We start from the raw sequence: 12,399 nt of genomic DNA on the forward strand, positions 1-12,399 counted from the left end.
CGGCCCCGGCCGCGACGTCAGGGCCTGGGCAGGCTCGGGTAAGGCGGACCGAACTGCCTGACCACGGTCCGCGCGTCCGAGAGGAACGGCGTCTTCATCGTCTCGTCCCGGTAGATCGGCCGGACGATGCAGGTCGGGTTGCTGCATTGCCCCGGGTCGGGCTTGGGGAACACGACGTCGGCCACGAGCCAGAACCTGTCGCCCGAGTCCTCCGGGAGGAACGCCACGGGCTCCTCGGGGTCGTGGAAGCCGGTGGGCCCGAGAACCGCCCCGAGCTCGCCGTTGCAGAAGATCTTGATCCGCGGGTGCACGTCGAACGACGCGGTGCCGCCGAAGTAGTGCACGGCGACCCGCATCCAGCCGTCCTCCGGCGGGAAGTCGACGTTGATGTTCTCCGGCGCGCAGAAGTTCGGGTTGTCAGGGTCGGTGACGCGGTGCACGCAGGCGATGTTGTCGAGGTCGAGCCGCGGGTTGTGGCATCCCCGGCCGTAGGAGCGCCACGCGTCCCCCACGCCGCGGGGCGCGTAGAAGCACGTGTTGTTGGTCTCCTCCGGATCGAGATACCAGTTCACCGGCTCGGGCGGCGCCGCGTCGTCGCCGAACCAGCGGATGGACGAGCCCTCCACGATGCCATCGAGCGTGCAGTTCCCGTAGCCGCACGCGACGCTCGAGCCGCCGATCGTCCAGGGCTGGGTGTTGTTCGGCTTGTGGAGGTAGAGGTCCAGATCGACGCTGTACGGATCGTGCTCCCACTCGAGCTCGACGCGCAGGCCGCGGGCGCCGACGAACAGCGGGTAAGCGCAGGTCGCGGTCTCGCCGCCCGCCACGCGCTTCGTGTACGTGACCGTGTACTCGCCCGACTGCAGGGGCTTGAAATCGTCCGCCGGGTCCGAGCCGCCGACCGAGGGGCACGGGTCCACGCCCGGCGGGCAGGCCACGGTCCAGACCTCGGAGCCCGCGAGCGCATCCCCGCTGAACGAGCCGGTGCCCTCCTTCAGGTCGACGTTCGCGAACGGGGCCGCCTGGATCGGGTGGCACCCCGTCACGTCCCTCATGTGGCAGTTCTCGTCCGCGTGCACGCCGCCGACGCACGGGCCCCACGTGCCCGTCTCGTCGCAGAGCTGGGTGCCGGGGTAGCACCCCGGGCTGTGCCGGAACGACGGGTCGCCGCGAAAGCAGGAGTGCGCCTGGCCCGCGATGCACGGGCACGTCTCGTCGATCATCCCGTTGCAGTTGTCGTCGAGCCCGTCGTGGTCCACGCCGAGCTCATCCACGCCGCACAGCTCCACGGGACCGCAGGCGCTGCCGCACGGGTTGACCGCCACGTCGGGCGTCTCCTCGGTCGCCCCTCCATCGATGTTGAGCATGCCGCCGAAGCCGTCGGAGCCGCCGGTCTGGGCGCCCGGCTCCCCGGCGGCGCCGCCCGGCTCGCCGGCGGCGCCGGCCGCCCCGCCGGCGCTCGCGCTGCCCCCCGGCATCCCGTCGAAACCGAACCGTATGCCTTCGGCGCTGCAGCCCGCCGCGACGCCGGCGCCCGACGCCGCGGCTGCGATGACGACCGGGAACACGGTGAGGACACGAAGACGAAACATGAGACCTCCACTCGGGACCTCGACACGCGGCCGCAGGGAGACCGCGGCCGCTCAGCGCCACAGCGAAGAGCACCGTACCTTAGCAAAGCGGAGACGCTGCAGCCCGAGGGCGCGCGCGATCGCGCGCGCAGGGATGGCGGCCCACGATGCCTCGGCCTTCATCGGTGAGAGATAAAACCAGGTTACGGGCTCGACAGGCGACGCGCAGCGCTCCCTAGCACGGCCTCGGTCCGGCGTCGGCGACAACGAACCGACGAGAGCCAGCGAGAGGCGTTTTCCCGAGCCTTCGAGTCAGGCAAAACACTATCAGGTGAATCACTACAGGATCTCATCGGCCCGGCGAGCGCGGCAGTGCGCCTCGGGGCGCCGGCGTGCGGGCCAGGGAGGCAGGCGCTGTTCGGCGAGCCGCGGCGACTCGACCGGCCGAGCTCGCTCGGAGGCCTGCGCAGAGCCCCTCGCCCTCGCCGGGATCGGGCCGCTCGGGAGGGCGCGCGGCGCGCCCGCCGGTCATGGGAGCGACGGGTAGGCTGGACCGAAGTTCGACTCGACGTAGGCCTCGGTGGTGAGGAGCGGCGTCTTCGTGTCCTCATTCCGGTAGATCGGCTGGACGATGCAGTTCGCCTGGCCGCACTCGTCGGGCTCGGGGAAGAGCACGTCGGCCACGAGCCAGAACCTGGTGCCCGAGTCCGCGGGCGTGAAGGTGACGGGCTGCTCGGGGCTGAAGAACCCCGTGGGCCCGAGATCGGCGCCGAGGGTGCTGTTGCAGAAGATCTTGATCCGCGGGTGGACATCCTTGGTCACCCGGCCACCGTAGTAATGCACGCCGATCCGAGTCCACTGGCCCTTCGGCGGGAAGTCGATGTTGATGTTCTCGGGCGCGCAGAAATCCGGGTCGTCGGGGTCGTTCACCGTGGGATCGCACTCCCGGTTGTCGAGGTCGAGCCGCGGGTTGTGGCAGCCGCGGTCGTTGTCGCGCCACTCGTCCCCGACGCCCCGAGGCGCGTAGTAGCAGGTGTTGTTGCTCTCCACCGGGTCGAGGTACCAGTTCACCGGAGCCGGCGGCGTCGCGGTGTTGCTGAACCAGCGGATCTCCGAGGAGCCCACGAAGTTCTCGATGGTGCAGTTGTTCCAGCCGCAGTCCGCGGGCGAGCCCGACGTCGACCAGGGCTGCGTGTTGTTCGGCTTGTGGAGGTGCAGGTCGAGATCGACGTTGCCGAAGTCGTGCTCCCACTGGAGCTCGACGCGCAGGCCGCCCGCGCCGACGAAGAGCGGGTAGTGGCAGCTCTGGGTCTCGCCGCTCGCGACGCGCTTCGTGTACGTGACCGTATACTCGCCCGATTGCAGCGGCTTGAAATCGTCCGCCGGGTTCGATCCGCCCACGCCGGGGCACGGGTCGACGCCCTCGGGGCACTCCACCGTCCACACCTCGGAGCCCGGGACCGCATCCGCGCTGAAGATGCCCGTGCCGGGCTTGAGATCGACGGCGGCGAACGGCGGCGACTGGATCGGGTGGCAGGCGATGGAGCTGTTCGAATAGCAGCCCTCGTCGGCGTGCACGCCGCCGAGGCACGGGCCCCACGTGCCGGTCTCGTCGCAGAGCTGGGAGCCGGGGTAGCAGCCCTCGGCGTTCCGGAACGACGGATCCCCGCGGAAGCAGGAGTGCGCCTGGCCGGGGACGCAGGGGCACTCCTCGTCGATCTCGCCGTCGCAATCGTCGTCCAGGCCGAGGTTCGCGCCGGTGCACAGCTCCTGGTCGCCGCACGCGCTCCCGCAGGGGTTCACCGTCACGTCGGGGGAGCTCTCGTGCCCTCCATCGGTGTTGAGCAGCCCGCCCAGCCCGTCGAGGCCGCCGACCCCGCTCCCCTCTCCCGCCTCGCCGCCGGCCCCGCCCAGGCCGCCGGCCGCGCCCACCCCGGTGTCGCCGCCTCCGCTCGGGTTGAACGCGCTGGGCTTGCCCGTCGCGCTGCAGCCAGCCGCGATGCCGGCGCTCGACACCGCAGCGCCCACGAGGATGAGGAGCGAGGACGAGAAACGAAGTCGACCCATGAGACCTCCATTCGAGGGCACTGCGGTGACCAAGCGGATCCACCCCCGCCCGCCACCCCGGCATTCCAGAGCTCACGCGAGTGTAGCAAAATCAGCAAGCGACAACTTTACTGTAGCGCAGCAGGAAAACACGGCCCGCGGATGGTGCGCCGCCGCTGATCCGGACGCCGTCGACAGGCTCACATGTCAGGCGAGCTGCGGCGATCGCGAGCCGCCGGCGCTCGGCCACGACTGCAGCCGCTCCCGACGACGCGCGGCGTCCTGTCACGCCGAGGAGCGCCGCGCCGGAACACCGCGTCACCGCGACCCTGGAGAGCTCCGTGGCCTTGCATGGCCGCTTGCAGGCGGAGAATGCGGGACGGACGCGCGCCGGCCGCCGGAGGAAGCTATCCGACGATCGGCAGCTGCCGGCCGCCCCTGGCCTTCGCCGGCTGCGGCGGCTGCGGCTGCGCCGCGGGCGGAGCGGCCGCCTCTTCGATGTGCACGCCGGACCGGAAGCGCTGCTCGCCGCCCGCGATCTTCCGGTGCGCCAGCGTGTGCTGCATGAAATTCAGCGGAAAGAAGCCAGCCAGCTGAATCCAGCTCGACTGTCGCGTCAGGGTGAACCTGCGCCATATCGAGGACGGCGAGTAGAATTTCGTCCACGCCGACACCCAGCCCTCCCGGAGCCGCTCCCGGGACATCTGCTTCGGCACGAAATACGGTGAGCCGGCGTCGTGGTCGCGGCGCAGCCACCAGCGCTCGTCGGTGAGGCGCCCCTCCGCCTTCAGGCGGCGGTACAGCTGCGTCGCCGGGTACGGGGTGAGGATGGCATACAGCGCCATCGTCAGCTTCATGTCGATGCCGAACTCCACGGTGCGATCGAACACCTCGGGATCGTCCGTGTCGAACCCGAAGACGAAGCTCCCCCAGACCGAGATGCCGTGGTCGTGGAGCATCGCCATCGTCTCCTTGTACTGCGAGGGCCGGTTCTGCCGCTTGCCGGTGAACTTGACCGTCTCCTCGTCGATGCTCTCGAAGCCGATGAAGAGCGCCTTGCACCCGCTCTCGGCCATGAGCTTCACGTTCTCGAGGCGCTTGACCGCGGCGAGCGAGCACTGGCCTATCCAGTGCTTCTTCAGCGGCACCATCCGGGTGAACAGCTCCTTCGAGTAGGCCCGGTGGATCATCACGTTGTCGTCCGCGAACATGATGAGCTTGCCGAGCGACCTGAGCTCGCTCAGCACCTCGTCGGTCGGACGGAACCGCATCGTGGTGCCGTTCGCCGTCGACACGCTGCAGAACTCGCACGGGTAAGGGCAGCCGCGCATCGTCTGCACGACCTGGAACGGGATGTACTTCTTGGAGGTGAACAGATCGCGCCGCGGCGGGGGCTTGCCGGCCAGGTTCGGCAGCTCCGGGCGGTAGATCGGTTTGAGCTCGCCGCGCTTCGCGTCCGCGAGCAGGACGGGCCACGCGTCCTCCGCCTCGCCGACCACGATGGCGTCCGCGTGCTGCATCGCCTCGTCGGGGCAGGCCGTGGGGTGGATGCCCCCGAGCACCACCTTGACGCCGCGCCTGCGGTAAGCGGCGGCGATATCGTAGCTCCGGCGCGCGGTCTTGCTGTCGACGCTGATGCCGACGAGATCGACGTCCTTGACGTCGCGCTGGAGGTCGAAGGGCTGCACGACGTCGTCGGTGTAGATGACCTCGTCCTCGGGGGGCGTGAGCGCCGCGAGGGTGCCGAGCCCCACCCGGGGCAGGTACGCGGAATCTTCGCTTGCCGTGGCGATGAGCTCGATCTGCATGGCAGATCGTGCTTATCACGGGGCCGCGGCGAGGGCCTCCCTGCTTTGCGCTGGGCGCGCCGCCACGTCCGGCGCACCCTCCCGCGCGCTCCGGACGCGGAGCCCAAGGAGACCCAACGACGCATGAGCCTGCTCTCTCACGCCGCCGTCTTTCTCGGCGCCGCCGTGGTCGCCGTGCCGATGTTCAAGAGGCTCGGCCTCGGCGCCGTGCTCGGCTACCTCGTCGCGGGCGCGCTCATCGGCCCCTGGGGCCTGCGGATCGTCACGGACGTCGAGAACATCCTCCACTTCTCGGAGCTCGGCGTGGTGCTGCTCCTCTTCCTCATCGGCCTCGAGCTCCAGCCGTCCCGGCTCTGGGTGCTGCGGCGCGCCGTGTTCGGGCTCGGCGGCGCGCAGGTCGCCGTCACCGGCGCGCTCATCGCGCTCATCGGCATCGCGCTCGGTCATCGCGCCGACACGGCGGCCATCGCCGGCCTCGGGCTCTCGCTCTCGTCCACGGCGTTCGTGCTGCAGATCCTGGCCGAGAAGGGCCAGATGCAGGCGCAGCACGGCCGCTCCGCGTTCGCCATCCTGCTGTTCCAGGACCTCGCCGTCATCCCGCTGCTCGCGCTGCTCCCCCTGCTCGGCCCGGGGGGCGGGTCCCCGGCCGAAGGGGGCGCCCTCGCCTCGTCGCTCAAGGCGGTGGCCGTGGTGCTCGCCGTGGTCGCCGGCGGCCGTTACCTCCTGCGCCCCGTCTTCCGGGCGATCGCCGCCGCCCACGCCCACGAGATCTTCACCGCCGCGGCCCTGCTCGTCGTGCTCGGCACGGCGCTCCTCATGGAGCAGGTGGGCCTGTCCATGTCGCTCGGCGCCTTCATGGCGGGCGTGCTGCTCGCCGACTCGGAGTACCGCCACGAGCTCGAGGCCGACATCGAGCCGTTCAAGGGGCTGCTCATGGGCCTCTTCTTCATCGCCGTCGGCATGTCGGCGAACATCGGTCTGCTCATCGAGCGGCCGCTGCTCGTCCTCGGGCTCGTCCTCGGCATGATGGGGCTCAAGGCCGCCGTCCTGTTCGTCCTCGGCAGGGCGAGCGGGCACGCCGCGGGCTCCGCGCGCGACCTCGCGCTCGCGCTCCCGCAGGGGGGCGAGTTCGCCTTCGTCCTCTTCGGGCTGGCCGCGGGGCAGGGCGTCATGGACAGGCTCCTCGCCGACCTCCTGGTCGTCGTGGTCACCCTGTCCATGGCGCTCACGCCGCTCGTCATCGCGCTCGGCGACCTGCTCCTCCAGCGATGGCGGCGGGCCGGCCCGGCGCGGGAGTTCGACGCGATCGAGGACAGCGACCCCAAGGTCATCATCGCCGGATACGGCCGCTTCGGCCAGATCGTCTCCCGCGTCCTCCGCACGAGGAAGATCCCCTTCACCGCGCTCGACGCGAGCGCCACGCAGGTCGACTTCGTCCGCAAGTACGGCAACAAGATCTATTACGGCGACGCCTCCCGGCTCGACCTGCTCCGCGCGGCGCGCGCCGACAAGGCGAAGATCTTCGTGCTGGCGATCGACGACGTCGCGTCCTCGGTGAAGACGGCAGAGATCGTGAAGCGGCACTTCCCGGAGCTCAAGATCTACGCGCGCGCCCGCAACCGCCAGCACGCGTACCAGCTCATGGACATCGGGGTGGAGGTGCTCGAGCGGGAGACGCTCCGGTCGTCGCTCGAGGTGGCGGCGCGCGTGCTGGAGGGCCTCGGGACGCGCGCGCCGGACGCCCGCGCGATCGTCGAGCGGTTCAGGGCCCACGACGAGCGGGTGCTGCTCCGCGGGCACGCGGTCCACAACGACGAGGCCAAGCTCATCGAGGCCGCGAGGCAGGCCGCGCAGGAGCTGGAGGGGCTGTTCGAGACCGACGAGAGCGCGCCGTCCGGCAGGGACGACAGGGCCGCGGCGGTGTGACGCAGGGCGCCGCCGCGGCCGGAGCCTCATGGCCATGAACAAGTTCGTCAGTCTAACTAAGTGGCTCCCCGGCGCTTCGTGCGACGACCAGCATCCGCGGGGCCTTCCCGCGGCCGGAGCCTCATGAGCACGAACAAGTTCGTCAGCCTAACTAACTCGTCCCCGCGCTTCGTGCCCGTGCACGCAGCCAGCCATCGGCGGCAGCTCCCCGCGGCCGGAGCCTCATGGCCACGAACAAGTTCGTCAGCCTAACTAAGTGGGCCTCCCGCGCCTCGTACGACGCACACAGCGATCATCGTAGCGCGCCGCGCAACGCACCTTCACGCCGCGCCGAGCTCACCCGGTGCGCCAGCCGACAGCGCGCCGCGCTCCGCCGCTCACTCCTGTTCCTGCTTCGCGCCGATGCCGTGGCGGCGAAGGTAAGCCCGCACGTGCGCCCGCTCCATGCCCGCGCGCCGCGCCATCTCGCTCACGTTGCCCTTCGCTTCCTCGGACAGGGCGGCGAAATAGTCGCGCTCGAACCGCGCGAGCACGTCGCGCTTCGCCTCCTGGAACTGGCGGCCCTTCAGCGAGGCGAACGAGCCGTTGAACGCGCCGCCGCCGCCGGCCGGGTGGATCGAGGGCGACGAGTTGCCGTGCACCGGCGTCTCGGTGAGCGCGCCGAGGTGCGCCGCGATGTCGATCTCCTCGCCCTCGCCCGCGAGCGCGAACGCTACGGCGACCGCGTTCCTGAGCTCGCGGACGTTGCCCGGCCAATCGTGCCGCATCAGCCGCTCGAGCGTGCTGTTCGAGACGCGCTCGTAGGCGCTCTCGTCGCCGAGATCCTTCAGCATCCGGCGGACGAGCACCGGGATGTCCTCGACGCGCTGCCGTAGCGCCGGCAGCTCGATCTTGATCTGCGCGACGCGGAAGTAGAGGTCGCTCCGGAAATTGCCGCCGTTGACCGCGCGCACGAGGTCGCGGCGCGTCGCCGCGAGCACCCGCACGTCGACCTCGCGGTAGCTCGACCCGCCGACGCTCTTGATGCGGCGCTCGGCGAGCGCGCGGAGGAGCTTCGGCTGCACCTCGAGCGGCAGCTCGCCGAGCTCGTCGAGGAAGATCGTGCCGCCGTCCGCCTCGATGAACGGCGAGAGGCGCTTGTCGACCGCCCCGGTGAACGCGCCGCGCTCGTGGCCGAAGAGCGTCGCCTCGGCGAGGGTCGGCGGGATCGAGCCGCAGTCGACGACCACGAACGGCTTCTTCGAGCGGGCGCTCGCCTGGTGCAGCGCCTGGGCGACGAGCTCCTTGCCCGTCCCGGTCTCGCCCGTGATGAGCACCGTGAGATCGGTCGGCGCCATCTTGGAGAGGCGCTCGAAGATGGCGCGCATCCCGGGGCTGCTCGCCACGAGCGGGCCGAACGACGGGATCGCCGAGACCGTGATGCGCTCGGGGCGCAGCGGCTCGAACTGGATCTCGGTCTCGCCGAGCCGGAGCTTCGTGCTCGTGAGCAGGTAGATGTCGCCGACCCGCACGCCGCCGACGAACGTCCCGTTCCTGCTGTCGAGGTCGCGCACGCGGACGCCCTGCTCGGTGGCGACGAACTCGGCGTGCACCGCGCTCACCTTGGCGTCGTCGAGGACCAGCTGGCAGGCCGCGTTGCGGCCCACGATGACGGGATCGGTGCCGATCTCCAGCCAGCCGCCGCCGCGAGCGGCCGACGACTTCGTCGGGCGGATGCGCCCGCCGCGCACCTCGACCCTGTTCTTCGTGCCTACCGTGGCGTCGAGCAACTCAGTGCCTCTCTGTCTTGCGGCGCGAAGGTGGGCCCTCCGGCCGAGGAATCTCTGCGGCTCCCGTCCTGCTCGGCGGCGCCGGCGGCACCGCGCCGGACCTGCTCGGCGGCGCCGGCGGCACCGCGCCGGACCTGCTCGGCGGCGCCGGCGGCATCGCGCCGGACCTGCTCGGCGGCGCCGGCGGCACCGCGCCGGACCTGCTCGGCGGCGCCGGCGGCACCGCGCCGGACCTGCTCGGCGGCGCCGGCGGCATCGCGCCGGACCTGCTCGGCGGCGCCGGCGGCACCGCGCCGGACCTGCTCGGCGGCGCCGGCGGCATCGCGCCGGACCTGCTCGGCGGCGCCGGCGGCACCGCGCCGGACCTGCTCGGCGGCGCCGGCGTCACCGAGCCCCCCGTCCTGCTCGGCGGCGGCGGCGGCATCGAGCCGCCCGTCCTGCTCGGCGGCGGCGGCATCGAGCCCCCGGTCCTGCTCGGCGGCGGCGGCGGCATCGAGCTCGGGCCGACATCGACGAAGCCGCCGTTCTCGGTCATCGTCGGGGGGCCGTCGACGACCGTGGGGTTGTCCTCCAGGAACGCGTCGGGCAGCTCCGAGGGGTACCGGCTCCGCTGCGAGCGGCGCACCGCGCGCGTGATGTTCGCCGGCTGGATGGCGCGCCAGCTCGCGAGCGCCTCGGCCGCGGTGCTGAAGCGACCCTCGCGCCGGCGATCGAGCGCCCGCTCGAGGAAGCGCTCGATGCCCACCGGCCACTTCTCGCCGGTCGCCTCGGCGAGCGACGGCGCCGGGCGGTCGAGCTTCATCGCGACGAGCACCGCGGCCGTCGCGCCCTCGAAGGGCAGCCGCCCGGACAGGGCCCGGAAGGCCACCGCGCCGACCGCGTAGATGTCAGCCCGCTCGTCGGCCCGCGCCGCGCCGCGCACCTGCTCCGGCGCCATGTACGCGAACGAGCCCAGCGTCGCGTCGAAGGCGGTCAGCGTCGGCTCCTCCTTCTCGCGCCGGGTGATCTTGGAGATGCCGAAGTCGAGGATCTTCGCGCGCTCGCGCCGATCGGGCAGGCCGAGGTGCTCGAGGTAGATGTTGCCGGGCTTGAGGTCGCGGTGGATGACGCCGGCGGCGTGCGCCGCCACGAGCCCCTGGAGCACGTCGTCGATGATCGGGCCGACCTCGCTGAAGGGCAGGTACTGCTCGCGCTTCAGCCGGTCGGCGAGCGACTCGCCGTCGAGCTGCTCGAACACGAGCAGGTGCGCGCCGTCGTCGGTCTCGCCGACCTCGAGCAGCTGGCAGACGTACGGGCTCTTGATCGCCGAGGCGATCTTGGCCTCGCGGTCGAAGCGCCGCACGAGGTCGGGCTTCATCGCGGCGCGCGCGAGCAGGACCTTGATGGCCACCTGCTGCATGTCCGATTCCCGTGTCGCCGCCCAGACTTCGCCCATGCCCCCCCGCCCAAGCAAGCGGGTGACTCGGTAGCCAGCAACAACGTCGCCCGGGTGGATCGCCACGTAACCTGGATCGGGACCGTACCACCGCCAATCCCAAACAGGTGAGAAAAAAGCGAGCGTCCAGGTAAACCCGGTGATTCCCGGAGCGAGCGGAACCGATCACGTCCGGCGCGCGAAGCGGCGGCGCGAAGCGGGGGCGCGGCTCGCGCCACGGCGGCTCGCGGCGGCGCGGCTCGCGGCGCCGCGGCGGCACGGGGGCGCGAGGAGCGGAGCGGCAGTGGCGACGCGCGGCGCGGCGGCTCGCGGCGATGGCGCGGCGCCGCGGCGGCGCGCGGCGCGCTGGCGTGGCGGCGCGCGGAGGAAGCATGAAACGGACGAGGCGCCGCGCCAGCCGGCGCGCCCAGGGGAGCCGGCGCCGCGCACGGCGGTTCGGAAGATCACGGCCGCGCGGCGCGCCTTCGGCGGGCGCGGCCCGAGCCCGCGCCGCAGCGCGGAATCCCGGGAGAACTCGAGGGGCGGCGGCACTAGCCCGATGCGCCATGATTCTGTAGGCTCGCCGCGCCATGCCGCGTACAGCCGAGGACGTTGAAACCTACCTCCTGCAGCTCGATCGCCGGTTCGAGAACGACGCCGGTACCTACCTCATCTCGGGGGGCGCTGGCGCGCCGCCGATCGCGATCCGCATCGATCCGCCCATCGTGGCGGTGCGCGTCTCGATCGGCTCCGTGCCCGCGGACGACGCCCACCAGACCAAGCTCTTCCGCCGCCTGCTCGAGTACAACGCGACCGACCTGATGCATGCTTCGTACGGGATCGAGGCCGGCACCATCGTCCTGTCGGCGGCGCTGGAGCTCGAGAACCTCGACATGAACGAGCTCGAGGCGATCCTGAGCGACATCGATCTAGCGCTCGCCCGCCACGTCCCCGTGCTGCACGATCTCGCGCTGAGCTGACCTGCCGCGCCTTTCGACCCTGCGCTACCCGAGAGTTGGAGCTGATCTATGGGAATTTTCGCGCGCCTTGCGACCCTCATCAAGTCGAACCTGAACGACCTCATCAGCCGCTCGGAGGACCCCGAGAAGATGCTGAACCAGGTCGTCATCGACATGGCAAACCAGCTGATCGAGGCGAAGAAGCAGGTCGCCGTCTCGATCGCCGACGAGAAGCGGCTGGCGAAGCAGGCCGAGCAGGAGGCGGCCAACGCCGCGGAGTGGGAGCGCCGGGCGATGCTCGCCATCAAGGCGGGCGACGACGCGCTGGCCAAGGAGGCGCTGAACCGCAAGAAGGAGCACGACCAGCTCGCCACGACCTACAAGGACCAGTGGCAGAAGCAGAAGCAGGCGGTCGACCAGCTGAAGACGGCCCTGCGCCTCCTCAACAACAAGATCGAGGAGGCGAAGCGCAAGAAGAACGTGCTCATCGCCCGGAAGAAGCGGGCCGAGGCGCAGAAGGCGATCCAGGAGACCATGAGCGGTCTCAACAACGCCTCCGCCTTCGAGACGTTCGACCGGATGTCGAACAAGATCGACCAGATCGAGGCCGAGGCGGAGGCCGCCGGGGAGATCGCCGAGCAGTACACGGGCGACACGCTGGCGCACCGGTTCGGGCAGCTCGAGGCGACGGCGGGCGCGGACGACGAGCTGCTCGCGCTCAAGCGGAAGATGGGCGTGCTCCCGCCCGAGCCGCCACCCGCCGCCGCGCCGCCGCAGGTGCGCGTGGCCGGCGCGGGCGGCGCGCCGGCCGGCATGCCCCAGGCCGAGCAGGACGAGCTCGCGGCGGCCATCGCGGAGCTCGAGGCCGAAGAGCAACGTGAACAAGCTCGGATGAAGCGCTAGAGC

General features: G+C 71.3%; 8 protein-coding genes. 3 read left to right on the forward strand and 5 right to left on the reverse strand.

The features are described from left to right. Positions 1-17: 17 nt before the first annotated feature. From WMF20_RS32360 to WMF20_RS32370, 3 genes are all read right to left on the reverse strand, one after another. The gene (locus tag WMF20_RS32360) at positions 18-1,592 is read right to left on the reverse strand and encodes a hypothetical protein (protein ID WP_437605718.1); all 1,575 of its coding nucleotides are present in this window, start codon (positions 1,590-1,592) and stop codon (positions 18-20) included. 507 nt (positions 1,593-2,099) lie between these two features. After that, positions 2,100-3,638 carry a hypothetical protein gene (locus tag WMF20_RS32365; RefSeq protein WP_437605719.1) on the reverse strand — a complete coding sequence of 513 codons (1,539 nt, stop codon included), beginning with the start codon at positions 3,636-3,638 and terminating at the stop codon, positions 2,100-2,102. A 386-nt stretch (positions 3,639-4,024) separates the two neighbouring features. Next, positions 4,025-5,425: a B12-binding domain-containing radical SAM protein gene (locus tag WMF20_RS32370; RefSeq protein ID WP_437605720.1), complete on the reverse strand. Its 1,401-nt coding sequence runs from the start codon at positions 5,423-5,425 to the stop codon at positions 4,025-4,027. A 123-nt stretch (positions 5,426-5,548) separates the two neighbouring features. Between WMF20_RS32370 and WMF20_RS32375 the strand changes: the two genes are divergently transcribed. Beyond that, complete coding sequence (locus tag WMF20_RS32375) at positions 5,549-7,351, forward strand: monovalent cation:proton antiporter-2 (CPA2) family protein (protein ID WP_437605721.1); 1,803 nt, start codon at positions 5,549-5,551, stop codon at positions 7,349-7,351. 377 nt (positions 7,352-7,728) lie between these two features. On the opposite strand, the gene WMF20_RS32380 is transcribed toward WMF20_RS32375, so the two are convergent. Further along, positions 7,729-9,120 (reverse strand): sigma 54-interacting transcriptional regulator, encoded by a 1,392-nt coding sequence (locus WMF20_RS32380; protein ID WP_437605722.1) that lies wholly within the window; start codon positions 9,118-9,120, stop codon positions 7,729-7,731. Position 9,121: 1 nt separating this feature from the next. Continuing rightward, complete coding sequence (locus WMF20_RS32385; RefSeq protein WP_437605723.1) at positions 9,122-10,621, reverse strand: protein kinase domain-containing protein; 1,500 nt, start codon at positions 10,619-10,621, stop codon at positions 9,122-9,124. A 503-nt stretch (positions 10,622-11,124) separates the two neighbouring features. Between WMF20_RS32385 and WMF20_RS32390 the strand changes: the two genes are divergently transcribed. Both WMF20_RS32390 and WMF20_RS32395 read left to right on the forward strand, forming a co-directional pair. Then, positions 11,125-11,514, forward strand: a complete 390-nt coding sequence (locus tag WMF20_RS32390; RefSeq protein WP_129577984.1) for a hypothetical protein — start codon at positions 11,125-11,127, stop codon at positions 11,512-11,514. A gap of 48 nt (positions 11,515-11,562) precedes the next feature. Then, positions 11,563-12,396 (forward strand): PspA/IM30 family protein, encoded by an 834-nt coding sequence (locus tag WMF20_RS32395; RefSeq protein WP_129577985.1) that lies wholly within the window; start codon positions 11,563-11,565, stop codon positions 12,394-12,396. Positions 12,397-12,399 lie beyond the last annotated feature (3 nt).

The organism is Sorangium sp. So ce834, from assembly GCF_051521425.1.
Taxonomy (GTDB): domain Bacteria; phylum Myxococcota_A; class Polyangia; order Polyangiales; family Polyangiaceae; genus Sorangium; species Sorangium cellulosum_D.

Bases quoted from the DNA above. Each gene is read 5' to 3' on its own strand.
- WMF20_RS32390 (WP_129577984.1), top strand. From the start codon at position 11,125: ATGCCGCGTACAGCCGAGGACGTTGAAACCTACCTCCTGCAGCTCGAT.
- WMF20_RS32360 (WP_437605718.1), bottom strand. From the start codon at position 1,592: ATGTTTCGTCTTCGTGTCCTCACCGTGTTCCCGGTCGTCATCGCAGCC.
- WMF20_RS32370 (WP_437605720.1), bottom strand. From the start codon at position 5,425: ATGCAGATCGAGCTCATCGCCACGGCAAGCGAAGATTCCGCGTACCTG.
- WMF20_RS32375 (WP_437605721.1), top strand. From the start codon at position 5,549: ATGAGCCTGCTCTCTCACGCCGCCGTCTTTCTCGGCGCCGCCGTGGTC.
- WMF20_RS32395 (WP_129577985.1), top strand. From the start codon at position 11,563: ATGGGAATTTTCGCGCGCCTTGCGACCCTCATCAAGTCGAACCTGAAC.
- WMF20_RS32365 (WP_437605719.1), bottom strand. From the start codon at position 3,638: ATGGGTCGACTTCGTTTCTCGTCCTCGCTCCTCATCCTCGTGGGCGCT.